Origin of the sequence: Kitasatospora sp. NPDC127060 (genome assembly GCF_042724935.1) — a bacterium.
Taxonomy (GTDB): Bacteria; Actinomycetota; Actinomycetes; order Streptomycetales; family Streptomycetaceae; genus Kitasatospora.
The window spans coordinates 52,924-77,275 of the sequence record NZ_JBHXEG010000027.1 but is presented as its reverse complement, the minus strand read 5'-3'; the positions used below and the strand labels follow the sequence as shown (position 1 = coordinate 77,275).

Sequence of the window (24,352 nt, the reverse complement as noted above, 5' to 3'; positions counted from 1 at the left end):
ACATTGTCGCCGTGGAAGCGCAATTTCCGGGCCTGGAGGGCGTCTTGGAAATTGGCGCGAGCGCGGATCCTTGTTACTGTCTAAAGAGTCCGGTCGCTGGTGCATCCCCCGTCGCCAGCGGCCGGATCTTTTGTTTTCCGGAACGCCCCGCACCACCGGGCCCGGAGTCCGGCACGAACCGGCGATCAGTCAGTACGTCGAGCGCCCGCTGTCCAGCCGGACCGTCGCCTCCACCAACTCCCCCAGCAGCGGCCCGACCTGCGGCAACCAGACCCCGCCGGACACGGCCGGTCGCGGCGCCAGCACCCAGCGCACCCTCCCCCAGCCTCCGGCCGGGGGGACCCCGACGGCCCCGCCCCCCGGCGGCAGCGGCAGGAAGCCGCCCGGCCCGTGGTAGCGCAACGAGCCCGGCACCCAGGGGAGTTGGGCGAGCATCTCGCCCAGGGCGTCGAGCGAGTACGGGGCCACCAACAGCGCGTAGCGGCCCGGCATCGCGAGCACCGGGCCGAGCGGCAGACCCAGCGCGCCCAGGTAGACCAGCGCCCGCGCGCCGGCCGCCGCGGGCAGGCTGACCGCCGAGACCGCGGAACCGGTCGCGGCCAGCACCGGCGCGTCCGGGCTCTGCCGCTCCCACCACCAGCGGACCATCCGGGCGTCCGTGGTCGCGGCCAGCAGAGAGGGATCGTGCGGGTGGGCCCCGGGCACCGGGCAGTCCGGCTCCCCGCAGGAGCAGCGGCCGCCGCGCAGCACCGTGCCGGGCACCACCGGCCAGCGGTGTTCGACGGCGGCCGTCAGGGCCGCTTCCAGCCGGGCGGACGACTCCTGCGGTTCCTGCGACTCCTGCGACTCCCGCGACCGGCTCTTCGGGCTCTTCGGGTTCTCACGCATGGCGCTCGTTCCTTTCCCTGACCGCTCGGTTCGCTCCGCCCCACCGACGTCCGTCGGGACTCGCCACGCGGGCCCGCGACGGCACGGCCCCGGACGGCGCGAAAGCGGGGGCGGGCGGCATGGCGGACGGCGCGGCTACGACGTGGAGCACGGTGTGGAGCACGACATGAGAAGGGCCGCGCACTGGAACAGCCCTTGGAACGAGAATCCCGTATGCGACCGGATGGACGCCGCCCGGGCGCGCTTGGTTCCACCGTACGAGTGAGAGACTTCCGGCCAGCCCGGAACGCGGGCGGCGCGGACATACGATCCGGACGGCCGCCCGGTCCGTCCCATCCGTTCTGCCCGCTCCCGGCTCGCTCCATGCCTGCGGCCGCGACCGGCGCGCGCACGAACCGTGCACGCCCTCCGACCGGGTCGCTCCGATGTGGAACCGGCCACCGCGTCGTCCTGGATCTGGACATGCCCCGAATGGCCTGTGTAGAAGTGGTGGCATTGCTGTCGATCAATGACGAGTAGTAGCGAATCGAGGCGAAACGGGCCCTTTGGCCGTGCTCGCTCCACATCGGCCGTATCTGGGGGTTTCGCATGGCACGTAGCACCGCGTCAGGAGTGGCGGCATGACCAAGTCCCACCCGTCGACGTCCCACCCGTCGACGCCGACCGCAGAGCCGGGTGAACCCGGCTGCGCAGGCGGGCTCACCGTCCTCGACCCGCCCGGCCGGCCGGCCCCCGCCGACACCGCGGAGGGCACCACGGCCCCGTCCACCACGCTGCAGGACCGTTTGGCCGGACGTCTGTCCGATATCACCAGCCTGCACGAGCACACGGAACGGCTCGCCCGCGCCCGCGGCCTCACCGCCACCCTGGACGCCGTCCTCGCCTCCGGCGCCGACCTGCTCGGCGCCCGCCGCGGCGTCCTGGTCACCCTGCTGCCCGGCGGCGGCTCCGGCCAGCCCGTCGGCCTCGGCCTCGACCGGGCCAGCCTCGGCGCCCTGGAGACCGTCCCGACCGAACAGAGCCTGCTCGCCCGGCTGCTGCGCGAACAGGACCGGCCCGACCAGCTCCACTCCCGCGACCTCGCCGACGACCCGGACGTCGGCGGCCGGCTGCGCGAACTCGCCGTCCACCTCGGCCTCGGCGGCGCCTACGGCCTCCCGCTCGCCACCGCCGAGGACGGCCCGCTCGCCGCCGCCGTCTGGTTCTACGACCGGCCCGCCGAACCCACCGACTGCCAGCGCGAACTCGCCCGCCACTACAGCGAGATCGCCGCCCAGCTGCTCGCCAAGCAGCTGGAGGCCGACCGCACCCGGCGCACCACCGAGGCGCTGCGCCGCGGCCTGCTGCCCGACCACCTCCCCCAGGCCGCCGGACTGCGGCTCGCCGTCCGGCTCGTCTCGGCCGGCCTGGACCGCTCCAGTGGCAGCGACTGGTACGACGCCATCCCGCTGCCGGACGGCACCATCGGCCTCACCGTCGGCTCCGTCTCCGGCGACGGCCCCGGCGCCGGCCCCGGCTCCGCCCCCGGCGCGGCCGCCGCGATGGGCCGGGTCCGGGCCGCGCTGCGGGCGTACGCGGTGCTGGAGGGCGAGGACCCGGTCTCCGTCCTCGGCGACCTGGAACTGCTGCTCAAGACCACCGAGCCGACCCGCACCGCCACCGCCGTCTACGCCTGGGTCGACCCCCAGGAGCGCCGGATCACCCTGGCCGGCGCCGGGCACTGCCCGCCCGTCCTGGTCGGCCGGCAGGGTGCCGAGTTCGTCGAGACCTCGCTCTCCGCCCCGCTCGGCATGCTGGCCTGCTGGGAGGCCCCCGGGGTCGAGTTCACCGCCGAGCGCGGCGACACCCTGCTGCTCTACACCGAGGGCCTGGCCCGCCGGTGCGGCCCGACCCTGCACGCCGGCCAGGCCAACCTGCGCCGGGCCGCCGCCGACGCCCCGCGCGACGTGCGGATCGACCCGGACCGGCTCTGCGCCCACCTGCTGTCCGTCTGCCCCCTCCCGGACCGCGCCCCGGCCACCGACGACCTGATGCTGCTGGCCGCGCGCTTCGAGTAGGCGTACGAACCCCCGACGGGCGAGCGGCCGGGCGTCCGTACCATGGACGCACGGCCGCCCGCGCGTGTCGCGACCCGACACCTCCCCCGAGGGCGGCGGTACCACCCCCAAGGAGGCGTTGCACGTGACCGAGGACCGGACCCCCGCGGTGGCCGAGAACCCCGAGGCCGAGGGCGGCGAGGAGCCGCAGCAGTTCAAGGGCCGCAAGAACGGCCTCTACGGCGAGATCTCGGACGAGCTGTCCGCCTCGATGAAGTCCGGCTGGGCCGACACCGAGCTGCACGGCCTCGCCCCGATCGCCCAGGCCCGGTACGCCGCCGCCCGCCGCGCCGCGCTGTCCGCCGCCCACCCCGGCGTGCGCCTGGTCGTCCCGGCCGGCAACCTGCGGGTGCGCTCCAACGACACCGACTACAACTTCCGCGCCTCCAGCGAGTACGTGCACCTCACCGGCGACCAGACCGAGGACGCGGTGCTGGTCGGCGAGCCGACCGGCGACGCCGGCCACGAGTTCGCGCTGTACCTGCTGCCCCGCTCGGACCGCGAGAACGGCGAGTTCTGGCTGGACGGCTACGGCGAGCTGTGGGTCGGCCGCCGACACAGCCTGAGCGAGCAGGAGCAGCTGCTCGGCCTGCCCGCCCGCGACGTCCGCAAGGCCGCCGAGGAACTGGCCGAGCGCGCCAAGGACCCGGCCGTGCCGACCCGGATCGTCCGCGGCTACGACGCCGGCCTGGAGGCCGTGCTCGCCGACGTCCTGGACGCCGACGAGGACGCCGGGTTCAAGGAGTTCCTGAGCGGCCTGCGGCTGGTCAAGGACGAGTGGGAGATCGGCGAGCTGCGCGCCGCCTGCGACGCCACCGTCAACGGCTTCACCGACGTGGTCCGCGAGCTCGGCCAGGCCGTCGCCACCTCGGAGCGCTGGATCGAGGGCACCTTCTGGCGCCGCGCCCGGGTCGAGGGCAACGACGTCGGCTACGGCACCATCGCCGCGGCCGGCCCGCACGCCACCACCCTGCACTGGGTCCGCAACGACGGCGACGTGCGCCCCGGCGAGCTGCTGCTGCTGGACGCCGGCGTGGAGACCCACACCCTCTACACCGCCGACGTCACCCGCACCCTCCCGATCAACGGCACCTTCACCGAGCTGCAGCGGAAGATCTACGACGCGGTGTACGACGCCCAGGAGGCCGGCATCGCCGCGGTCAAGCCGGGCGCCCGCTTCCGCGACTTCCACGACGCCTCGCAGCGCGTGCTCGCCGAGCGGCTGCTCGCCTGGGGCCTGCTGGACGCCTCGGCGTACGACGTCGAGAAGGTCCTCGAACTCGGCCTGCAGCGCCGCTGGACCCTCCACGGCACCGGCCACATGCTCGGCCTGGACGTCCACGACTGCGCCCACTCCCGCCGCGAGGAGCACGTCGACGCCCTGCTGGTGCCCGGCATGGTGCTCACCGTCGAGCCCGGCCTGTACTTCCAGCAGGACGACCTGACCGTCCCGGAGGAGTACCGCGGCATCGGCGTCCGGATCGAGGACGACATCCTGGTCACCGCCGACGGCAACGAGAACCTCTCGGCCGGCCTGCCCCGCCGCTCGGCGGACGTCGAGGCCTGGATGGCCTCGCTGGCCTGAGCCGCTGACGCGCGAAGGGCCCGGCCTCCGTCCGTACGGGGGCCGGGCCCTTCTGCGCTACTTGGTGACGTTGACCGTGATGTCCTTCTCGCCGAGCAGGGTCATGGTGCTTCCGCTGTATGGGAGCATCACCTGGGCCTTCACCGGCATGCGCCCGGGGCCGTTCTTGGCACCCAGCGTCATCCGGTAGGTGACCTTCCTGCTCTGCCCCGGGCTCAGGGAGAAGACCGACCCGGGGTCGGCCACCGCATAGCCCATGTCGGTACCGGGTGACAGTCCCTTCTCCGTCCAGGTGCTGCCGTCCAGACGCTCGAGCTTGCCGTCGTTCGACGGGGCCACGAAGTCACTTGGCACCGAACCCGGGTAGACGTCGGTGATGACTAGCGGTTCGAGCCGGCTGTACGTGTTCTGGCTGGTGTTCCGGTAGGTCACCGAGAAGGTGACGACCGGGCCGCCCGCCGTCAGCTGCTGGCCATCCGCGAGGCCGTCGTAGCTGACCGCGATGTCGTTCTTGTTGGCGGCGGTCGGCGGGGGTTGGTGGCCACTCACATCCAGGCTGTTGACGATCGACTGCAAACCCGCCTGGTAGTCGTCCTTGAGACCTGCCGCCGAGACGAACACCTGGTCCTTGGGCAGGGCCCAGATCTGGACGGTGGAGGTGGAACTACCGCAGGTCACCTGCCATTGCGATTTGCGGGCGGCGCGACCGGCCACGGTGGGAGTGCTCTTCACCGGGCCAGAGGAGCTGAGCTCGTCACCGACCGGGGAGTGCGGATTGCCCCAGACCGGGCAGTAGGGCTGGTGGCCCCAGCCGCTGCCGGCGTCCAGGTCGGCCACCGCCGGCCAGGAATCCGATTCGGCGTCGAAAACCGTGAGGTCCACCCCGTACGGTCGACAGTCAGCGGCCCCGGCGCCCTGTGCCGCCCCAGGGCTCAGGACGCACAGGTGGTAGCTCGCCGGGTCGGCCGAGGCGACCCGCCACCCGGCCGGAATCCTCAGCTTCACACCGCGGAAGGTGTACGGCGTACCCGCTGAACCGGCCGGAGTGTTGATCGTGGTCGTGGTGGCGGGCGAGGCCGGGGTGTCGTCCGCGAGCGGCGCGTCCGTCTCCGGGGCCTCGGTCGGGGCGGTGTCGGCGGTCGGGGAGGCCGCCGCCGTGGCGGACGGGGTGGCCGTCGGGCTGGGGGACTCCGACACGCCGGCCGCCGGAGGCGGGGGGACGTCCTGCTTGGCGACCGGGGTGCCGTGGAGGGTGAGCACGCCGATGGCCAGGGAGGCGGCCAGGGCGAGGATCGGCACCGTGGTGAGGTACAGCGGGCGCAATCGGCGCAGACGGCCCTTCGGGGGGTCGGCCGGGCGCAGGTCGTGGGCGGTGATCAGGGAGGTACGGGCGTTCATCGCCTCGCGGAGCAGCCGTTCCGTGGGGGTCTCGGCCGGCCCGTCGCCGTCACCGCCGCCCGGGCGGGGGAACTCGTCGGTCATCGAACCTTCTCCAGGTGCTTTTCCAAGGCGTCCAGAGCCCGGCTGGCGGTGGACTTGACGGCACCCCGGGACAGCCCCAGGGTCTCGGCTATCTGCGCCTCCGACATGTCGGACCAGTAACGCAGCACCAGCACCTCACGCTGGCGGGAGGTCAACTCCTGCAGGGCCACCAGGACCCGCCGGTGCTCGTCGTTGAGCACCGCGTGGTCCTCGGCGGAAGGGGCGTCGGGCTCGTGCGGGGGCACGTACTCCCGGGCCGTCCTGCGGCGGCGCAGCATCGAGCGGGCGCCGTTGACCACCGAGGTCCGCAGGTACCCGAGCGCGTTGTCGAGGTCGTCCAGCTGCTCGCCGTGGCGCTGGTAGAGCTGGGTGAAGGCCTCCTGCACGACGTCCTCGGCGAGGTCCTGGTGGTCCACCAGCAGGACGGCCATCCGCACCAGGCCCAGCCGGTGGGCGTGGTACAGGTCGGTCAGGGTGGGCCGGTCCTCCGCGGGCTTTCGGCCGCCGCGCAGGAGCCGGAAGCCGGAGCGGCGCTGCGCCGCCTGCTGGTCGGTGGTGAGCGGGGAGTCCGGCTCGCCGGCCTCCTGCGCGCCGAACAGCGCGACGACCACTCCGCGGACTCCACGGACTCCACGGACTCCGCGGACTCCACGGGCGGAGACGCCACGGCTCCGCCGTGGCGCGGCGAACGGCCCGATGGCCATGGACATGTGCGGCTCTGCTTTCCCCCGGGACGGTGACGGCGTGTCCGCCGGACCGTCAGGCAACCTGATCAAGATCGTGATCGGGGAGATCCTCGCAGCCGCGTCCGACCCGGTTCCCTCCGCCCCCGTACTGATGGACGTGCGGCGTGGGTGGAGGTTGCGGGGGGATTCGAAGAAAGTTCCGGGGTGGCCTCGACGGCTACACTCACCGGGATTCCGCCACCCGTGAGCAGGGGGTCCGCATGGCCGAGCAGAACACCGGGGGCCCGGTGCCGCCCCGCCCGGTGGCCGTCACCATCGGCCGGCGACCGGAGCCCGTGCACGACGTCGCGGTGTACGCCTTCGAGGGCATGGCGCCGTTCGAGCTCGGTGTGGTGGTCGAGGTGTTCGGCCTGGCGCGGCCCGAGCTGAGCGGGCTGCTGGCCGCGCCCTGGTACGGGCTGAAGGTGTGCGCCGACCGGCCGGGGACGGCGCTGGACGCGGTGGGCGGCTTCGCGCTGACCGCCCGGCACGGGCTGGCCGAGCTCGCGGCGGCGGACACCGTCATCGTCCCCGGAGTGCGCAACGCCTTCGGCGGTGTGGGGGCATCTCCCGACCGCCAGACCGGGGGAGTGTCCCCCGGCCTGGTCGAGGCGCTGCGGACGGCGCACGAGCGCGGCGCCCGGATCGTGTCGATCTGCTCGGGCGCCTTCGCGCTGGCCGCCGCCGGGCTACTGGACGGCAAGGAGGCGACCACCCACTGGCGGTACGCCGAACTGCTCCAGCAGCGCTATCCGCGGGTGCGGGTCAACCCGGACGTGCTGTACGTGGACCACGGCGACGTGCTGACCAGCGCCGGCAGCGCGGCCGGCATCGACCTGTGCCTGCACCTGATCCGCCGGGACCACGGCGCGAAGGTCGCCAACAGCGTGGCCCGGCGCTTCGTGGTGGCGCCGCACCGGGACGGCGGGCAGGCCCAGTTCATCGAGGCGGCGGTCCGCCCGGTCGAGGAGGACGAGGACGGGATCGCCCGCAGCATGCAGTGGGCGCTGGACCACCTCGCCGACCCGCTGACCGTCTCCGTGCTGGCCCGGGCCGCCCGGATGTCGGACCGCTCCTACCTGCGGCACTTCACCGCCCGCAACGGCACCAGCCCGATGCGCTGGGTCGTCACCCAGCGCATCGCGGCCAGTCTGGCGCTGCTGGAGTCGCCGGAGGGGACGGTGGAGGAGATCGCCGCGGCGGTCGGCTTCGACAGCGCCGCGACCTTCCGCCACCACTTCGGCCGGGTGATGCGCACCTCTCCGACCGCGTACCGGCGCTCCTTCGGGCGCGGGGTGGCGTAGCGGCGCTCCGTGTTCCCGCGCCGGGCGCGGTGCCGCTACGCGTTCCCGCGACGGGTGGTACCGCTACGCGTTCTCGCGCCGGTCGGCGTTGGCGACGATGGCGTCGTGCAGCCACTGCGCCAGGCCGGGGGCGATTTCCTCGTAGGTGGTGGTCCAGCGCGGGTCCTCGACGTACAGGCAGGCAAGCCCGCGGTGGATGGTGAACGTGCAGTCGTAGAAGTTCCGGCAGATGTGCTGCCGGTGCGCCTCGGCGAGGTCCATGGCGACCGTGCCGTCGGCGGGCTCGCCGGCGGTGACGGCCGCGGCCAGGCGGGTGTTGAGCTCGGTCATCTCGCCCTGGATCCGCTGCCAGTCGGCCTTGCCGTAGCCGCCGGTGCGGCGCTGGGACTCGGCCCAGGCCTCGGTGTTGCCCCAGCGCTGCTCGGCTTCCTGCTCCCACTCCTCGCGGTAGCCCTCGCCGAAGATCTCGAACTTCTCCTCCGGGGTCAGCTGAATGCCCATCCTGCGTGCCTCCATGGCGTGTTCGACGGCTGTGGCGAGTTCCTGGAGGTGACTGATCCGGTCGGTCAGCAAGCGGTGCTGCCGCCGGAGGTGCTCGGTCGGGCTGACCGATTCGTCGTCCAGGATCGCCGCGATCTCCTCCAGGGGGAATCCGAGCTCGCGGTAGAACAGGATCTGCTGCAGCCGGTCGAGGTCGGCGTCCACGTACCGGCGGTAGCCGGCCCGGGTGCGGCCCGCGGGGGACAGCAGACCGATCTCGTCGTAGTGGTGCAGGGTGCGGACGGTCACCTTGGCGATCTTCGCCACGGCGCCGACCGGGTAGCCCTCGTCCTGGTTCATCCGGAACTCCTCCCTGGTGCTGACCACCAGCCTCGACTCTCACGCCGCGTGAGGGTCAAGCCGTACCGGCGGGAAGCGGGGGACCTGCCGTGCGGCCGGGGGCTCAGGCGTCGACCAGCTCCCGCTCGCTCCGCCGGGCGGCCCGGCGGCGCCCCTCCCCGCCGCCCCGGGCCGACGGCCGGGGCCGACGGGTCTTCTGGGTGGGCCAGAGCAGCACGTACGCGGCGGAGACCACCACGAAGGCGAGCCGGACGAAGCCACGGGCCGAGTCGGACGGCAGCAACAGCGTGCCGCCGTACAGCGCGGCCAGCGCGATCCAGCTCCACCACGGGACCAGCCGCTTCTGTCCGACCGCGTCCCAGAGCAGGGTGCCGAGCAGGATCGAGGCCGTGTAGTACGTGTAGACGCTCGGATCGAGCAGGATCCGGGCGTCCGCGCCGAGCAGCACGACGGCCGGCCAGCGGCCGCGCCAGACGGCCACGCAGCCGAGGCCGATGCCGAGCGCGAACTGGGTCGGGCGGTCCCACCAGGGGGTGGCCGGGTCGGTGACCCCGAACCAGCGCAGCGCCGAGGCGGGCTGGTTCGGGATGGTGAACTTGGCCGCCGCCATGGTGTCCAGGTTGCCCAGGTAGAACGGCAGCCAGGCGATCGCGACCAGCAGGCAGAACCACAGCGCGGTGCGCAGCCAGGCGGGCCTGGGCAGGGCCAGGAGCAGCGGGGCGAAGGCGATCGCCCAGGGCTTGGAATCCACCGCCAGCGCCAGGAAGACCGCGACCTGGACGGGCTTGCCGCGGGCCAGCGCGTGCGCGGCCAGGGTGGTGAAGAACAGGGCGAGGACGTCGTCCAGGTGCGCGAAGCGGACCGACACCTCGACCCACATCGGGATGAACGCCAGCCCGGCGATCAGCAGCCGCTGCTGGAGCCGACGGTGGTTGATGCCGGTGCCGAGGTAGTACAGGGCGGCGGTGCGGCCGATCAGCACCAGCATCACCAGGCCGAGCCCGGCGCTCGCCGCCTCCGCGACCAGCTGGCCGACGTGCGGCGAGAACGGGGCGGTGAGCCTGGCCGCGGCCAGGCTCACCGGGCCGATCTGCAACTCGGGATGGTGGGCGTAGAGCGAGAGGCCGCCGTCGGGCTGGCTGCTGAACAGCAGCTGCTCGCCCTGGCGCAGGTAGTGCCAGGAGAAGCCTCCGCTGGGCTCCACCAGGAAGAACCAGAGCACCGTCCACGCCGTCAGCAGCACGTGGTGCCGACGAAGCGGAAGGCCCGCGATCCGACCGGTCGCGGACTCGTAATCGGTGGTGGTCCGTGCCGTGCGTTCTCCCCGCACCTGTACCTCTCCCCGCCGTTCGGCCCCCTCCGGCCGGACATCCTATGTGACGGACGAGACCGGCCCGTGCCGCCCGGAGGTCCGTCCCAGGGGACGGCCGGGCGGCACGGGGAGCGCTCGGGAGGAGCGCCCGGGGGTCAGAGCCGGGTCAGCTCTGCTGGCCCGACTTGCGGCGACGCAGCACCACGAGGGTGCCGACACCGGCGACCAGGACGGCGCCGCCGGCGGCCGCGATCGCGGTGGTGTCGTCACCGCCACCGGTGGTGGCGAGGGTCTTGTCCGCACTGTCGGCGGCGGTCTTGGCCTTGGTGACGCCGGCCGGGGTGATCTTCGGCGGGGTGACCTTCGGGACGTCCACCGGGAAGTCGATCGGCTGCTGGACGTCGGTGCTGCTGCCGGACGGGGCCGGGGCGGTGGCCGCGCCGGAGCCGGAGTCGGTCGGGGAGGCGGACGGCGAGGCGGTGCCCGGGGCCGGAGTCGTCGGCGCCGGGGTGGTCGGGGCCGGGGTGGTCGGCGCGGTGGTGGGGCTCCCCGTCGCGGTGGACGTGGGCGTGGGCGACGCGGTGGCGGTCGGGCTCGGCTTGCCGGTCTTGGTCGGGGTGGGGGTCGGGCTGGGCTTGCCCCCGCCTCCGGCCTTGATGGTGAAGCCGGCGCCCTTGATCCCGTCGCAGCTGAAGTGGCCGTTGTCGGACTCGTCGTCGGCGTTGGCCGAGAAGACCACCGGCACGACGCCGGCCTTGCCCAGCGGGGTGTCCTTGGTGAAGGAGACCCGGACGTCGATGTCGATCCGCTTGCCCGGGGCGAGGTAGAGCAGCGCGTCGTCGGCGGGGCCGCCGTCGTTCACGCCACCGAGCAGCATCAGCACGGCGCTGTCGTCGCCGTCACCGCCGCCGGGCGCGATCGAGCCGGTCCGCCAGGTGCCGCCGCCGGGCAGGCCGGCCGGCAGCTGGTACTCGACCTTGAGGTCCTTCGCCTTGAGCGTGCCGGCCTTGTTCTTGAATTTCAGCAGCGGGAAGGCGACGAAGTCGTTCTTGGTCGAGTTCTGGATCCGGTAGGAGAAGACGCGGGCGTCACCGCCGGCGACGAAGGTGTCCGGGACGCCCCGCACCGAGAGGTCGAGGCTCTGGTGCTTCGCCTGCTCAGCCTGGGCGACGGCGGACGGGGAGGCGGCGGACGGGGCGCCGGTGGAGCCGACGGCCATGGCGCCCTGGGCGCCGGTGAGCACCAGCGAGGAGGTGAGCGCGGCGACGCCGGCCAGGGCAAGACTGCGACGTATGAACAAGAAGACCTCACGGAAGTGTCCGGGCGAGGCCCGGGGCGCGAGGGGCGGCCGTGGACGCCGCGAACCCCCGCGAAGCTGAAAGTCCGACGGAGAGTACCGAACGATCCAGCCACTTCGGAAGGCAGGTGCCAGGTTGTGACGTACAGGCAGAGCGGACGCGCCCGAATCGCCCAACTCCGTCCGGTGGTAGGGCTTTTGCGCCGCGTCGGGGATGACCACAGGGTGACGGGTACACGTCCGGGAGGACGGTACCGGATGGCTCCGGGTGGCCGGAATGCGTCGGTCGGCCGGCGCGGGGGGAGCCGACCCGCCGGGCCGGTGGGGTCGGCTCGGTCCGATCCGGTCGGGTCGGGGCGGGTCGGGTCGGGTCGGGTCGGGTCGGGGCGGGGCGGCCGGACCGGTCGGACCGGTCAGCCCGGTCAGCCCGCGAAGAAGGACTTGGCCTCGATCAGCGCCTGCTCGTCGCGCAGGACGTCCCCCGGGCGGGTGCCGTTGCCGATCAGCGCACCGCCCCAGCGCATCCCCATGTACTCGGCGATCAGCTTCAGCGTGCCGAGCAGCGGCTCGGCCTTGTCCGCCGGGCCGGCCAGGACGGTCACGTCCCACAGCGTGTGCCCGCTCATCCCGGCGCGGAAGTCCACCCCGGGCACCCGGAACCAGGCCGACCAGTAGTCGAGGTAGAGCTTGGCGCTGGTCGGCATCGTGTACCAGTACAGCGGCGCGACGAAGACCAGGTCGGTGGCGGCCAGGGTGGCCTCAAGCAGGGTCCGTTCGTGGCCGACCGGCTCCGGGTAGCGGCCGTCACCGGTGTGCCGCAGGTCCTGGAAGGGTGGCAGCGGGTGGTCGTCGAGCCGCAGCCAGCGCTGCTCCGCGCCTTCGGGCAGGCTCGACTCGGCGGCCAGCCGGGCGAGTTGCTCGGTGTTGCCGCCGACCCGCGAGCCGGCGTCGAGGAACAGGAAACGGCGTGGCGCCTCGGCGCCGGACGACTGGTCGGTCATCGGTACTCCCCCGGTCGGGTACTGCGGACAGACGTGCGAGCACCCGCCGTGCGCCGGGTATTCCGCGCCCGCGCCCGACCAGAGGTCGTACGCGCCGGTCCGGGTTCCGGCCGGTCCGGGCTCCATCCGGTCAGAGTTCCGTCCGGTCAGGAGGTCAGCCGCTCCGGGCTCCATCCGGTCAGAGTTCCGTCCGGTCAGGAGGACGGCTGCTCCGGCAGTCCGGCCCGGCGGCGGGCGACCTCGGCGACGGCGGCCCAGTCCTTGTCCCCGTCGCCGTGCGCCAGCGCGTCCAGGAAGGCGTCCCGCAGGATGCCGCCGAACGGCAGCGGGACATGGCGCGCGGCCCCGGCGTCCAGGGCCAGGCCGACGTCCTTGAGGCCGAGCGGCAACCGGAACCCGGCCGGCTCGTAGCGCCGTTCGGCCACCATCGAGCCGTAGCCGGAGTAGACCGGTCCGGGGAAGAGCGTGCCGGCGAGCATCTCCACCAGGTCGGTGGGTCGTACGCCGTGGGACTCGGCCAGGCTGCAAGCCTCGGCCATCGACTCGATCGCGCAGGCCAGCAGGAAGTTGGTGCTGATCTTGGCGGTGTTGGCCTGCCGGGGGTGGTCACCGAAGTGCCAGGTGCGGTCGCCCATCGCGGCGAACAGCGGCCCGGCCCGGTCCAGCAGCTCGGGCGCGCCCGCGACCAGGATGTTGAGCTTTCCCGCCGCCGCGACCGGCGGCCGGCCGAGGACGGGCGCGGCGACGTAGCCGATGCCGTGCTCGACGTGCAGCTCCTCGGCACGCTCGGCCAGCGCGAGCGAGACGGTGGCCATGTTGACGTGCAGGGTCGCCTTCGCACCCGCCAGCAGTTCCGGGTCCAGCAACAGCCGTTCGACCGCCTGGTCGTTGGCCAGCATGGAGACCACCGTGTCGGCGGCGAACACCTCGGCGAGCGAACCCGCCGCCTCGGCGCCCTGGGCCACCAGGGCGGCCACCGGCTCCGGCGAGCGGTTCCAGACCCGTACGGCGTGGCCGGCCCGCAGCAGGCTGCCGGCCATGCCCTGCCCCATCGCACCCAGCCCCACGAAACCGACCGTCGACCCGCTCATCCGCGCACTCCCGTCGCCGCAGCCATCCGTACGTACGTTGGTTCGTCCGAGCCGACTGTACGTCAGGGGAGGTGCGGGTCCGGGAGCGCGCTGCGGCCGCTTCCGACCTGCGGACGGATCCGGACTGCGCGTGGATCCGGGCTGCGCGCGGTGCGGGCTGCGGGCGGTCCGGCGGTCTAGGCGACCCGGGCCGGGCGGCGGATCCGGCTCGCGGCGGCCCCGCGCTCCAGCTCGGTGACCACCCGGTGGCGGAGCAGCTCGTACTGGGCCTGGAGCCGGCCGGGGCGGGCCGGGCGGGCGACCGGGCGGCCGGGGCCGACCAGCTCCCTCGGGCCGAACTGCTCACGGGTGAGGTCGATCTCGAAGCCGGTGGCGAAGCGGTTCCACCAGTGGAGGTCCGTCCGGACCCCGTCGACGTGGACCTCGCCCATCATCAGCTCGCCGCCGAGCAGGTCGTGCACCACCATGGCCGTCACACCGCACTGGCCGCGGGCGGGATTGTCGGGACGCCACTGGGCCAGGTCCTCGGGCGCACAGGTGTCCAGCCCCCAGGAGGAGCGGATCGCACGTTCGATGTCGTTGAGGGTCCACGCCGTCATACCGGGAAGCCTGCCACGCGGCACTGACAACGACACCGGCTTTTCAAAGGGTCATCGCTTGTTCTGCGGCGACCCTTCCCTTGTTCACCCGAACGAGGACACCGTGGGCCGTCGACCCGGAGGGCACAGCCGCTGGTGGGGACGGGAGTCCGCCCGAGGACGGCCGGACGGCGCGTCCGGCCGGTCGGCCCTGGGGCGGGTCCTGGAACTCCCGCCCGCGGGCCGACCGGCCGGGGTGCGTCACTTCGCCAGTGCGGCGACGCCGGCCTGCGCGAACTGCTCGTCCAGGTCGCCGCTGGGCGCGCCCGCCACACCGATCGCCGCCACCGGGGCGCCCTTGGACTGCACCGGGGCGCCGCCGGCCAGGAACAACGTGCCCGGGATGTCCTTCAGGTTCGGGGCCTGGGCCAGCCGCTTGGCCAGCTCCGAGGTCGGGGCGTTCCAGGAGACCGCCGTGAAGGCCTTGCGCTCGGCCGACTCCGGGGCCTGCGGGCCGGCGCCGTCGCCCTTGAGCAGGACGCGGGTGACGCCGTCCCGGTCGACCACGGCGACCGAGACGTGCTGGCCCGCCTTGGTGGCCGCCTCCAGGGCGGCCTGGGCGGCGCGGGTGGCGGCGTCGATGGTCAGTCCGGTGCTCTGGGCGAGGTCCTTGTTCTGCGGGTCGGCCTTCACCGCGGCCGGCGCGGCCGGGGTCTCGGCGGGCTCGGCGCTGGCCGAGACGGCGCCCACGCCGGCGGCGGCGAGCGCGGCGACGGCGACGGTGCCGGTCAGCACCCGGGTGCGCACGGAGGTCTTCTTCATGGTCCAGCTCCTCAACTCAACGTGATCGCGGGGTTCTGCGGGGTTCTGCGGGGTTCGGCGGTGCCCTGCGGGACTCTGCGGGGCATTGCGCGGTCCTGCGGGGTTCGCGGGGATCTAGGAGGTCCTGCGGGGTTCGCGGGGCCCGCAGCGGTCCGGGGCCGGGCGGCGGGGGGACCGCCCGGCTCTGCTTCGATCCTCCGGCCGGACCGGGGCGCGCGGCATCGACGGTCCGGTGCGACCGTCCGGGCATGATGGGGGACGCCGCCGTCAACCGATCGGCTGATGCGGGACCGGGCCGGACGGGTCACCATCGAGGGATCGGCGCAGGTCAGTGGGCCGATCGCGGCCGGCGCCGCCGAGCGGCCGACCGAGCACCGTGCCGAGCCCGTAGCGCCAGGAGCCACCCGTGCAGCAGCCCCGTCCGTCCACCGGTCGGCCCCTGGGCGGGCGCGACGCCGGGGACCCGGACGCCGGCCGGCTGGCGCTGCTGCTGGACTCCGCCTTCCTGCTGCTGCTCGCCGCGGCGCTCAGCCGCTACCTCACCCACCACGGCGGCAGCCCCGGGATCCCCTGGGTGCTCGGGCTGAGCGCCGTGCTGGCCGTCGCCCAGCCGGCCGCCTCCTGGCTCGACCACCGCTGCCCGGCCGCCCCGGGCCGTCCGCGCCGGTGGCCGCTGGCGCTGGTGGTCGCGCTCTGGGTGGTGCTGGTGCTGCTGGCGCCGAGTTTCGCCTGGTGCGCCGTCCCGCTGATCTACACCGCGCTGCGGGCGCTGCCCGCCGGGGCGGCGATCCCGCTGGTGGCGGCCCTGACGCTGCTGGTGGTGATCGCCGAAATCCGGCTGCCCGGCGGCGCGGACGCCACCCTCGTCCTGCTGCCGCCCGCGGTGGCCGCGCTGGCCACCGGGGTCTTCCTGTTCATGGCCCGGCAGGCCGCCCGACAGCGGGCGCTGATCGCCGACCTGGTTCGCACCCGGCGCGAACTCGCCGCCACCGAACGGCGGGAGGGCACCCTCGCCGAGCGCGAGCGGCTGGCGATGGAGATCCACGACACCTTGGCGCAGGGGCTGTCCAGCCAGCAGATGCTGCTGCAGGCCGCCGACCGCACCTGGGAGGCCGACCCGGCGACCGCCCGTACCCACGTCCGCACCGCCGCCGCGGTCGCCGCCCGCAACCTCGCCGAGGCCCGCCGTTTCGTCCACGACCTCGCCCCGGCCGAGCTGGCCGACGGCGGCACCGTGGAGCGGGCGTTGCGGGCGCTGGCCGAGCGGGAGTCCGCCGAGAGCGGGCTGCCGGTCCGCTTCCACCTGGACGGCGCGCCCGTCCCGCTGCCCGCGGCCGCGCAGTCGGCGCTGCTGCGGATCGCCCAGGGCGCGCTGGCCAATGTCCGGGAGCACGCCGGGGCCTCGGCGGCCGCGATCACGCTGTCCTTCCTGGGCGACCAGGCCGTCCTGGACATCGCCGACGACGGGCAGGGCTTCGACCCTGCCGCGGGCGAACGGCGCACCGCCGGCGGCGCCCGCGGGTACGGGCTGTCCGCCATGCGCGCCCGGCTGCGGCAGCTGGGTGGCACGCTGACCGTGGAGAGCGCCCCCGGCGAGGGCACCGTCGTCTCCGCCGCGATCCCCCTGGAGCACCGATCGGAGCACCGATGAACGCGATCCCCGTCCGGTTGCTGGTCTGCGACGACCACGCGGTGGTCCGGGCGGGCCTGTTGGCGCTGCTCGCCAGCGCGGGCGACATCGAGGTGGTCGGCGAGGCGAGCACCGGGGAGGAGGCGGTCGCGCTGGCCGCCGAGCTGACGCCGCAGGTCGTGCTGATGGACCTCCAGCTCGGCGACGGCATCGACGGCGTGGAGGCCACCCGGCGGATCACCGCCGCCCCGGGCGGCCCGCACGTCCTGGTACTCACCACCTACGACACCGACGCCGACATCACCCGGGCCATCGCCGCGGGCGCCACCGGCTACCTGCTGAAGGCCGAACGGCCGGAGGAACTGTTCGCCGCCGTCCACGCGGCCGCGCAGGGCCGGACGGTGCTCTCGCCACCGGTCGCCTCCCGGGTGATGGCGCAGATGCGGGCGCCCTCGCCGCAGCTCACCGAGCGGGAGCAGGACATCCTCGAACAGCTGGCGCAGGGGCTGGGCAACCGGGAGATCGCCAGGGCGCTGTTCATCAGCGAGGCGACGGTGAAGACCCACCTGGGGCGGATCTACGACAAGTTGGGCGTGGACACCCGGGCGGGCGCGGTGGCGGTGGCCAAGGAGCGCCGACTGCTGCGCTGAGCGCCGAGCGCGCCCTCCGGAACGGCGCACCGGCCGGGACCGGGCACCCTCCGGACCGGCCACCATCCGGAATTGACGGGTCCGTCACTGCGCTGGGCACTCGCGCGGTGTCACTCCGTGCTGTCATCATGCATGGAATGTCGGATTCCAGGTCGGGCGTCCCTCGCGCCCGGCGCGTGCGGCACGACCGCAGGGCATCCTGACGAACCCACAACTGCCTGGTGGGACGCCCATCACACCGGCCCGACCGGATCGTCATGATTGTGGATTTTTCGTGGATCCCACTATTGACAAACCAACCATGCGGTTTGTTAGCGTGAGATCAACGACGTCCCCGGGGGTGGGGGCTCGCCGGGGTCTGTGCGGACGCTCTCGCCGGAGGGTGGTGCCAGGGGGGACGGCGGGGCTGCCGGAGGGTGTCGGGGGGAGCGGCAGCGCCGAAGCCGCGCGACGAGGCGGCGTGGAGCGGGTCCGGGGGGACTCGCTCCACGCCTCCCCCGGAACCGCTCCCCTCCCGGTCAGACCAGCGCGCTCCAATAGGCGCAGTGCACATGGGGCAGCGGCGCGGGGTCGGGCTCGCCGGCCCCCGGCAGCCGGGGGATCCGCTCCGAACAGGCCACCCCGAGCAGACTCGCGGTCAGCCGGATGTCACCGAACTCACCGAAGCACAGCACCAGCCGAGAACCCTCCGGCGTGCTGGCGGCCACCCCGGGGCGGTCCTGCCCGGCGTTCAGCGAGGTGATGGTCCACCCGCGCCGCCGCCACTGCCGCTCCACCACGTCCGCCAACTCCCGCCGCCGGCCCGGTGATACGACGGTGAGCAGGTCTCGCCCCCGGGTGACGTACCAGAGCACCTCGGGCCCGCTCCGCCCCGGGGCGGCCAGCCGGATCCCGGCCCGCGGCACCGTCTCCTGCCAGGCCGGGGCCGGCCGGACGGCGTCCATGGTGTCCTGGAGCAGGGTCTCGCAGCGCTCCGCCGCATCGAGTTGACCGACCGTCACATCCGGGGCCAGCACCGGCCACCAGTCCGGCGCGGCCGACGCGCCGCCGCGAAAGCCGTCCGGGCATCCGAGGTTCAGTTCGGCACCACCTGACTGCACAGGGCCCTCCGTACTCCTCCCGGTGTTCAACCCGGGCAGGCATTCCGTCACTGCTTGGACGGTGGCCGGGCACCGACAGTTCCGCAAGTGGCCGACCCCGGATCGCACTGGGCGGTGCAGTCGAACCGCCGATCCGCACCGTGTCGCTTCCTTCTCCTGCCGCCGGGGCCCGCCAAGGACCGCCGGGGCCTCACCCGCGACGCGGCACGTTGGCACCTCCGACGACAAGATCGGACCGGGCGGCCACAAGGTCCCGAAACGGGAGGGCTGGGATCGTCACGTGGCGGAGGGCCTGAAGCACTGGGCTCGCGCACCGGTGGGGGCCCGATGCGGCCCGATGGGCCACCCGCGGACAGTGCCGACGAGTCCTGCTGGTCATCCGCAACGTGCCCGCGGCGACGCGGCTGCTCGATGTACGGCCGCTGTTCCGTGACGATCTGCGCATCCAGGCGTTGGCCACCTGCACCGGATCGTCCCCCTTCCAGTCCGGCGTAACGAAGTTGCTCGCGGAGACGGGCGTTCCGGTCCTGCCCTGGGAGCAAGCGCTCCTGACTCCCGTGGACCTGGCCGTATCGGCCAGCTTCATCGGTCAACTCGCCTATATCAAGGGTAAGTTGACGGTTCTCTCGCATGGAGTCGGATACAATAAGAAGCTGGCCACGCCGGACGCCGGACGCCGGACGCCGGACGCCGGACGCCGGACGCCGGACGCCGGACGCCGGACGCCGGACGCCGGACGCCGGACGCCGGACGCCGCGCCTGGGCTCGGCCCCGAGTGGATCCTCTCCGACGAAGGCACCCCGATCGCGGATGCCATGGTCTTCTCCCACCCCGAGCAGATCAGTCGGCTGACCCCGGGCAGCTTGCTCCGGACAACGCGAAAGCCGCAGGTCAGATGACCTACGGCTTTCGACATGGAGCGGGCGACGAGAATCGAACTCGCGCTCTAAGCTTGGGAAGCTCATGTTCTACCATTAAACTACGCCCGCCTGATGAGCTGTCAGAGACCGCTCGATCCAGTGCCACTGTACCCCATCCGTGACCGTGGTTGCACGGCCGGTCCGAGGCCGTGGCGGAGCCGGGTGGGGGTGGGCGGGGGGCGTACTGTTTGGGCCGCGTGTGAGTGCTCCGGTGGGTGTGGGGTCGGGGCGGCGAGCCATGGTGTGGAATGTCCGGAACATCCCCTAATGTGACGCTGTCCCGGGGCCTGGCCGCCGGGGCGCGATGAGTACGGGTGAGTACTGGGTTAGGGATGGGAAGGGGATCGATGGAGCAGCGCGCCGTCGTTCGTTGTGCCGAGGGGCACCTGTTCAGCACCACCACGTTCCCGATGCAGAACCTCGGTCCCGGGCGGCTCGGGCCCGGACGGTTGATCCGCTGTCCGCAGTGCGGACGGCTCCGGAGCTCGGTGCTGGCCGACGTGCGGAAGCTGTCGACGGCCCAACTGGCGCAGGCGATGCGGCTGGAGGCCGCTGAGTTCCTGGCCTGACGGCCGGCGGGAGGACACCTGGGGCCCCGGACGGATTCGTCCGGGGCCCCGTCGTGCACGTAACCTCGAAGCGTGCTGCTCTCTGACAAGGACATCCGGACCGAAATCGACCTGGGCCGGGTCGTCGTCGACCCCTTCGACCCGGCGATGATCCAGCCGTCGAGCATCGACGTGCGCCTCGACCGCTTCTTCCGCGTGTTCGAGAACCACAAGTACCCGCACATCGACCCCTCCGAGGAGCAGCCGGACCTGACCCGGCTGGTCGAGCCGGACGGCGACGAGGCGTTCATCCTGCACCCCGGCGAGTTCGTACTGGCCTCGACGTACGAGGTCATCACGCTGCCCGAGGACGTGGCCTCCCGCCTGGAGGGCAAGTCGAGCCTGGGCCGGCTGGGCCTGCTCACCCACTCCACCGCGGGCTTCATCGACCCCGGTTTCAGCGGCCACGTGACGCTGGAGCTGTCGAACGTCGCGACGCTGCCGATCAAGCTCTACCCGGGGATGAAGATCGGGCAGCTGTGCCTGTTCCGGCTCTCCTCGCCGTCGGAGCACCCGTACGGCTCCGCGCGCTACGGCTCGCGCTACCAGGGCCAGCGCGGTCCGACGCCGTCCCGCTCGTACCTGAACTTCCACCGCAGCGAGGTCTGACCGCACCACGGCGGAGTGCACGCACGGCGGGCGGCCGTCCCTCTTCCGAGGGGTCGGCCGCCCGTGGCGTTTCCGGGACTCGCGCGGGGTGTCAGGCCCGCCTGGGGGTCAGGCCCGCTTGGGGCTGGTGACCGCGACCAGCTCGGCACCGTCCTCGGACAGCCGCAGCTCGGTGCGCAGCTCGGCGAGCTCGCCCAGGTGGTGCAGGTGGGTGCCGCCGCAGAAGATCCGCGCGCCGCCCTCGGGCAGCTCGCAGTGCCACTGGCGGCGGGCGGTCAGCTCGGGGCCGGGGACCTCGATCCGGACCGGGGCGTCGGCCGCGACCCAGGCGGCGAGCCGGGCGTTGACGGCCTCGGTGAGGGCGGGCAGGGCGTCGGCGAGGGCGGGGAACTCCTCGGTGGCGTCGACGGTGAAGCCCTTCTTCTTCAGCGACTTGCCGAGCCGGTAGGTGTCCGTGCTTGCCTCGGTGTCCATCACCGAGCTCGCCATCGCGAGGCTGTCGAAGTCGGGGTTGCCGAAGGCGTCGGAGCGGCCCGGGTCCTTGCGCCAGCGCGGGGCGAGCGCGGCGTTGAGGGCGAGGGCGAGCAGGTGGCAGCCGCTGTGCGAGGCGCTCAGGGCGGCCCGGCGTCCGGCATCGACGGTGAGCAGGGCGGTGCGGCCGGTGAGGTCGCCGGGGTCGGCGGCGAGGACGTGCAGCACCAGCCAGGACCACTCCTCGTCCCCGCGCTTGACCGGGATCTCGGCGCCGACCAGCGGCGCGCCACCGTCCGGGCCGACCGCGCCGGTGAGGCAGTCCAGCACGGCCAGTTCGGTGCCGTCGACCGTCAGGGTGCCGTGGTCGGCCGGCTGGTCGGGCCAGGTGTGGTCGAGCGGGTGGAACGGGGTGGCCGCGGTCACCACCGCGTAGCGACCGTCCGCCAGCGGGTGCACCGCCAGCACCGGCGACTCTCCGGTCACCGCCCCGGCCGGGAAGCTGACGTGGGTGGTGGGGAGGGTCATGGCTGGCTCCGGCGCTGGTGGAGGACGGGGGTGGGCGGGCCCGGGCCTTCCGGCCGGATCCGCCCACCATTCTGCCTGCCGGCCCCCGGCCCCGGTCCGGGAGCCCGGTCAGCCCGGTCAGCCCGGGGTCGAAAACCCGATCAGCCCGGCGCGCGCAGCTTGATCAGCTTGATCAGCCCAGTGTCGGAAGCTTGATCAGCACCAGCAGCGCCAGCAGTTGCACCGCCGAGGCGGCCGCCGCCTTGCCCCAGGGCAGGTCGTGCACCCGCCGGACCATGCAGGTCAGCAGGTACGCGCAGAGCCCCCAGGTGGCCCAGCCGACCAGCTGGACGACCATGCTGCCGGAGGGCAGCACCAGGTCGAGCAGCAGCCGGGGAGCGTCAGTCAGCCAGCCGATCAGCGCGGCCAGCCCGACCGTGGACTTCCACGGGCCGTCGCCGCCGAGCTGGCGGGCCAGCGCGTAGGTGACCGCGCCGAAGACCGCGCCGGCCACGGTGAACCCGACGGCGGCGGCGAACAGGCCGGTCAGGGCCACCGAGAAGGTCGAGTTGACGATGTCGTCGTGGGTCAGCCCGATGCCGAGCACCGCGAGCACGCCGTACGTCAGCGAGACGGTGAGGGCGGGCAGCCAGACCTGGTGGTCCCGGGTGCGGTCGAAGATCGCGGTCGGGGTGCGGAAGATGCCGACGAACAGCTCGCGCCACTGCGGCCGCGGCCCGCTGACGTGCGGGGCGGACTGGCCGCCGGCGCGGTAGACGGTGACGTTGTCCTGGCCGTACGGGGGCTGTTGGTCCGGGCCGCCGCCGTACGCGGGCGGGGGCTGCTGGCCGTACGGCGGGTGCTGCCCGTACCCGCCGTCGTCGTAGTGGCCCGGGCCCGGGGGTTGTCCGTACCGGCCGTAGCCGTGGTCCTGGCCGTGGTCCTGACCGTGCTGCGGGCCGTACGGCGGCTGCTGGCCGTACGGGTCGCCACCCTGGTACGGGTCGCCGACCGGGAAGGCCTGGGTGTTGCCGGGCCGGTCGGCCCGGTACGGGTCGTACCCGTCGCCGACGGTGCCTCCGGGCCCGCCGGGGCCACCGGGTGCCCCCGGCCCGGCGGCCGCCACCGTCGGGTGCGCGGACGTGAAGTACTCCGGCCCGTCCACGGGCCCGTCCGTCCGCCCGTACCCCCCGGGCGCCCCCGCCGGCGGCGGCGGAGGAGGGGCCGGCCATCCGCCGTGCGGACGGTCGGCGCCCTGACCGCTGTCGTATCGATTACCAGCCACGCTCCGAAGGTACCCGTCCGGCCCAGTGCGCGTCGGCCCCGGACGAAGCCGGGGCCGGTTTGCAGCGAGCCTGAGACGAACGGGTCCGAAACCCGCCTGCGCGGCCGTCCGCGCCGGACGGGTCCTAGCGCTGGGCGCTGACCGACGGCCCGTGCACCGCGGCGGCCGCGGTGGTGCCGGCCGGGCAGCCGCCCGGGCCGGCCGTGGTGCGGACGGCGCCGACCGGCAGCAGGGTGCCGCAGGCGATCCGGATGCCGTTGGGCAGCTCGTTGTCGGACTCCACGATCGCGCCGTCGCCGATCACCGCGCCGTCCAGCGCCGAGCGGTCGCCGACGGTGGCGTAGGCGCCCACGATCGAGTCCTTCACCAGGGTGTCCGGGCCGATCAGCGCGCCGGGCAGGATCACGCTGCCCTCGACGATGGCGCCGGCCTCGACCACCGCGTCGGCGGAGACCACGGTGCCTCCGCTGAGCACCGCGCCGGGGTGGACGGTGGCGCCGGGCAGCAGCAGGGCGTCGCCGGTCGGGCCGGGGACGGCCGGGGAGTCGACCTTGCCGAGGACCAGGTCGGCCGAGCCGCGGACGAACGCGCCCGGGGTGCCGAGGTCCAGCCAGTACGAGGTGTCGACGACGCCGCGCAGCAGGGCGCCGGTGGCCAGCAGCTCGGGGAAGGTCTCGCGCTCGACGGAGACCTCCCGGCCGGCCGGGATGCGGTCGATGACGGACCGGGTGAAGACGTAGCAGCCGGCGTTGATCTGGTCGGTGACGATCTGCTCCGGCGTCTCCGGCTTCTCCAGGAACTCCAGCACCCGGCCGTCGGCGTCGGTGGGGACGAGGCCGAAGGCCCGCGGGTCCTCCACCCGGGTGAGGTGCAGCGTGACGTCGGCCCCGGCGGCCACGTGGCCGTCCCGCAGGGCGGCGATGTCGAGGCCGGAGAGGATGTCCCCGTTGAAGACCAGGACCGGTTCGTCCGGTCCGCAGGTCAGCCCGGAGGCGGCGTTGCGGATGGCCCCGCCGGTGCCCAGCGGCTCGCGCTCGGTCAGGTAGACCAGTTCGATCCCGTACGGGGTGCCGTCCTGGAAGTGGTCCTCGAACACCTCGGCCAGGTAGGACGTGGCCAGCACCACCCGGGTGACGCCGGCGGCGGCCGCGCGGGCCAGCTGGTGCGCGATGAACGGAACACCGGCAACCGGCAGCATCGGCTTGGGAGTGTGGGTGGTCAGCGGACGCAGTCGCGTGCCCTTACCACCGACGAGCATGATCGCCTCGGTCATGGTCTGCGCTGTTCCCCTTGTGGTCTCTGCGGCCCGGCCCGGCGGGCCGATACCTCCGTCGGTGGTCTGGTCCCGTCCTGGAACGGGTCGACCGGCTCTCGCCGGTCCGGCGCCTACTGTATTTCCTTCCGACCGAATGCCCGTCCGGCGGTCGTGCGATCAGCGTCACTCGCCGTCCGCCCGCCGTACCGCCGGCCGTCGCCCGGGGCACCGAAAAGCCCGGCCCGGCGGGCGCGTTGGCGGCGTCCACCGGGCCGGGCGGTTGTTGCAGAACTGTC

Annotated in this window: 20 protein-coding genes, 1 tRNA gene and 2 pseudogenes; 8 read left to right on the top strand and 15 right to left on the bottom strand. The window is 73.6% G+C overall.

From position 1 onward, the window contains the following. Positions 1-189: 189 nt before the first annotated feature. Positions 190-888, bottom strand: coding sequence for a bifunctional DNA primase/polymerase (locus ACFWIS_RS17495; protein WP_380454304.1), 699 nt, complete (start codon positions 886-888; stop codon positions 190-192). A gap of 620 nt (positions 889-1,508) precedes the next feature. Here ACFWIS_RS17495 and ACFWIS_RS17490 point away from each other — a divergent pair. Together ACFWIS_RS17490 and ACFWIS_RS17485 are read left to right on the top strand one after the other, a co-directional pair. Continuing rightward, positions 1,509-2,945, top strand: coding sequence for a PP2C family protein-serine/threonine phosphatase (locus ACFWIS_RS17490; RefSeq protein ID WP_380454302.1), 1,437 nt, complete (start codon positions 1,509-1,511; stop codon positions 2,943-2,945). 124 nt (positions 2,946-3,069) lie between these two features. Further along, positions 3,070-4,569, top strand: a complete 1,500-nt coding sequence (locus ACFWIS_RS17485) for an aminopeptidase P family protein (protein WP_380454300.1) — start codon at positions 3,070-3,072, stop codon at positions 4,567-4,569. 57 nt (positions 4,570-4,626) lie between these two features. On the opposite strand, the gene ACFWIS_RS17480 is transcribed toward ACFWIS_RS17485, so the two are convergent. Together ACFWIS_RS17480 and ACFWIS_RS17475 are read right to left on the bottom strand one after the other, a co-directional pair. After that, positions 4,627-6,051 carry a hypothetical protein gene (locus tag ACFWIS_RS17480; RefSeq protein ID WP_380454298.1) on the bottom strand — a complete coding sequence of 475 codons (1,425 nt, stop codon included), beginning with the start codon at positions 6,049-6,051 and terminating at the stop codon, positions 4,627-4,629. Further along, positions 6,048-6,662, bottom strand: a complete 615-nt coding sequence (locus ACFWIS_RS17475; RefSeq protein ID WP_380454296.1) for an RNA polymerase sigma factor — start codon at positions 6,660-6,662, stop codon at positions 6,048-6,050. Before ACFWIS_RS17475 ends, ACFWIS_RS17480 begins: the two co-directional genes overlap by 4 nt. Before the next feature lie 335 nt (positions 6,663-6,997). Between ACFWIS_RS17475 and ACFWIS_RS17470 the strand changes: the two genes are divergently transcribed. After that, positions 6,998-8,080 carry a helix-turn-helix domain-containing protein gene (locus ACFWIS_RS17470; protein ID WP_380454294.1) on the top strand — a complete coding sequence of 361 codons (1,083 nt, stop codon included), beginning with the start codon at positions 6,998-7,000 and terminating at the stop codon, positions 8,078-8,080. A gap of 63 nt (positions 8,081-8,143) precedes the next feature. On the opposite strand, the gene ACFWIS_RS17465 is transcribed toward ACFWIS_RS17470, so the two are convergent. The 7 genes from ACFWIS_RS17465 to ACFWIS_RS17435 form a co-directional block, all read right to left on the bottom strand. Beyond that, entirely contained in the window at positions 8,144-8,920 is a 777-nt protein-coding gene (locus ACFWIS_RS17465; protein ID WP_380454316.1) for a MerR family transcriptional regulator, read from the bottom strand. Between the two features lie 103 nt (positions 8,921-9,023). Further along, a complete protein-coding gene (locus ACFWIS_RS17460; protein ID WP_380454292.1) occupies positions 9,024-10,250 on the bottom strand; it encodes a hypothetical protein in 1,227 nt (408 codons plus the stop codon). Positions 10,251-10,398: 148 nt separating this feature from the next. Next, complete coding sequence (locus tag ACFWIS_RS17455) at positions 10,399-11,532, bottom strand: LPXTG cell wall anchor domain-containing protein (protein WP_380454290.1); 1,134 nt, start codon at positions 11,530-11,532, stop codon at positions 10,399-10,401. Positions 11,533-11,951: 419 nt separating this feature from the next. Then, a complete protein-coding gene (locus ACFWIS_RS17450; RefSeq protein WP_380454288.1) occupies positions 11,952-12,530 on the bottom strand; it encodes a flavodoxin family protein in 579 nt (192 codons plus the stop codon). A gap of 194 nt (positions 12,531-12,724) precedes the next feature. Next, on the bottom strand, positions 12,725-13,621 hold the full coding sequence (locus tag ACFWIS_RS17445; protein WP_380454286.1) for an NAD(P)-dependent oxidoreductase: 897 nt from the start codon (positions 13,619-13,621) through the stop codon (positions 12,725-12,727). Between the two features lie 176 nt (positions 13,622-13,797). Next, on the bottom strand, positions 13,798-14,220 hold the full coding sequence (locus tag ACFWIS_RS17440; protein ID WP_380454284.1) for a hypothetical protein: 423 nt from the start codon (positions 14,218-14,220) through the stop codon (positions 13,798-13,800). A 240-nt stretch (positions 14,221-14,460) separates the two neighbouring features. After that, positions 14,461-15,021, bottom strand: coding sequence for a heme-binding protein (locus tag ACFWIS_RS17435; protein ID WP_380454282.1), 561 nt, complete (start codon positions 15,019-15,021; stop codon positions 14,461-14,463). 406 nt (positions 15,022-15,427) lie between these two features. Here ACFWIS_RS17435 and ACFWIS_RS17430 point away from each other — a divergent pair, with 406 nt between their 5' ends. Then, positions 15,428-16,672 carry a sensor histidine kinase gene (locus ACFWIS_RS17430; protein ID WP_380454280.1) on the top strand — a complete coding sequence of 415 codons (1,245 nt, stop codon included), beginning with the start codon at positions 15,428-15,430 and terminating at the stop codon, positions 16,670-16,672. Continuing rightward, positions 16,669-17,301 carry a response regulator gene (locus ACFWIS_RS17425; RefSeq protein WP_380454278.1) on the top strand — a complete coding sequence of 211 codons (633 nt, stop codon included), beginning with the start codon at positions 16,669-16,671 and terminating at the stop codon, positions 17,299-17,301. Before ACFWIS_RS17430 ends, ACFWIS_RS17425 begins: the two co-directional genes overlap by 4 nt. 518 nt (positions 17,302-17,819) lie before the next feature. Here ACFWIS_RS17425 and ACFWIS_RS17420 read toward each other — a convergent pair. Beyond that, entirely contained in the window at positions 17,820-18,401 is a 582-nt protein-coding gene (locus ACFWIS_RS17420) for a hypothetical protein (RefSeq protein WP_380454276.1), read from the bottom strand. A 280-nt stretch (positions 18,402-18,681) separates the two neighbouring features. On the opposite strand from ACFWIS_RS17420, the pseudogene ACFWIS_RS17415 reads away from it, so the two are divergent. After that, a pseudogene (locus ACFWIS_RS17415) lies at positions 18,682-19,252 on the top strand (hypothetical protein); the annotation flags it as partial. Positions 19,253-19,316: 64 nt separating this feature from the next. On the opposite strand, the gene ACFWIS_RS17410 reads toward ACFWIS_RS17415, so the two are convergent. Continuing rightward, a tRNA-Gly gene (locus ACFWIS_RS17410) sits at positions 19,317-19,390 on the bottom strand. Between the two features lie 278 nt (positions 19,391-19,668). Here ACFWIS_RS17410 and ACFWIS_RS17405 point away from each other — a divergent pair. Next, positions 19,669-19,890 carry a hypothetical protein gene (locus ACFWIS_RS17405; protein WP_380454274.1) on the top strand — a complete coding sequence of 74 codons (222 nt, stop codon included), beginning with the start codon at positions 19,669-19,671 and terminating at the stop codon, positions 19,888-19,890. Between the two features lie 72 nt (positions 19,891-19,962). Beyond that, the gene (gene dcd / locus ACFWIS_RS17400; RefSeq protein WP_380454272.1) at positions 19,963-20,538 is read left to right on the top strand and encodes a dCTP deaminase; all 576 of its coding nucleotides are present in this window, start codon (positions 19,963-19,965) and stop codon (positions 20,536-20,538) included. Positions 20,539-20,646: 108 nt separating this feature from the next. On the opposite strand, the gene ACFWIS_RS17395 is transcribed toward dcd, so the two are convergent. The 3 genes and pseudogenes from ACFWIS_RS17395 to ACFWIS_RS17385 form a co-directional block, all read right to left on the bottom strand. Further along, positions 20,647-21,537, bottom strand: coding sequence for a metal-dependent hydrolase (locus ACFWIS_RS17395; RefSeq protein WP_380454270.1), 891 nt, complete (start codon positions 21,535-21,537; stop codon positions 20,647-20,649). A gap of 172 nt (positions 21,538-21,709) precedes the next feature. Beyond that, a complete protein-coding gene (locus tag ACFWIS_RS17390; RefSeq protein WP_380454268.1) occupies positions 21,710-22,681 on the bottom strand; it encodes a YIP1 family protein in 972 nt (323 codons plus the stop codon). A 328-nt stretch (positions 22,682-23,009) separates the two neighbouring features. Then, positions 23,010-24,074 (bottom strand): annotated as a pseudogene (locus tag ACFWIS_RS17385) (sugar phosphate nucleotidyltransferase); the annotation flags it as partial. Between the last annotated feature and the right edge of the window lie 278 nt (positions 24,075-24,352).

Coding starts and splice junctions, on each gene's coding strand:
- ACFWIS_RS17425 (WP_380454278.1), top strand. CDS start 16,669: ATGAACGCGATCCCCGTCCGGTTGCTGGTCTGCGACGACCACGCGGTG.
- ACFWIS_RS17465 (WP_380454316.1), bottom strand. CDS start 8,920: ATGAACCAGGACGAGGGCTACCCGGTCGGCGCCGTGGCGAAGATCGCC.
- ACFWIS_RS17470 (WP_380454294.1), top strand. CDS start 6,998: ATGGCCGAGCAGAACACCGGGGGCCCGGTGCCGCCCCGCCCGGTGGCC.
- ACFWIS_RS17495 (WP_380454304.1), bottom strand. CDS start 888: ATGCGTGAGAACCCGAAGAGCCCGAAGAGCCGGTCGCGGGAGTCGCAG.
- ACFWIS_RS17395 (WP_380454270.1), bottom strand. CDS start 21,537: ATGACCCTCCCCACCACCCACGTCAGCTTCCCGGCCGGGGCGGTGACC.
- ACFWIS_RS17445 (WP_380454286.1), bottom strand. CDS start 13,621: ATGAGCGGGTCGACGGTCGGTTTCGTGGGGCTGGGTGCGATGGGGCAG.
- ACFWIS_RS17490 (WP_380454302.1), top strand. CDS start 1,509: ATGACCAAGTCCCACCCGTCGACGTCCCACCCGTCGACGCCGACCGCA.
- ACFWIS_RS17440 (WP_380454284.1), bottom strand. CDS start 14,220: ATGACGGCGTGGACCCTCAACGACATCGAACGTGCGATCCGCTCCTCC.
- ACFWIS_RS17450 (WP_380454288.1), bottom strand. CDS start 12,530: ATGACCGACCAGTCGTCCGGCGCCGAGGCGCCACGCCGTTTCCTGTTC.
- ACFWIS_RS17480 (WP_380454298.1), bottom strand. CDS start 6,051: ATGACCGACGAGTTCCCCCGCCCGGGCGGCGGTGACGGCGACGGGCCG.
- ACFWIS_RS17435 (WP_380454282.1), bottom strand. CDS start 15,021: ATGAAGAAGACCTCCGTGCGCACCCGGGTGCTGACCGGCACCGTCGCC.
- ACFWIS_RS17405 (WP_380454274.1), top strand. CDS start 19,669: ATGGAGCAGCGCGCCGTCGTTCGTTGTGCCGAGGGGCACCTGTTCAGC.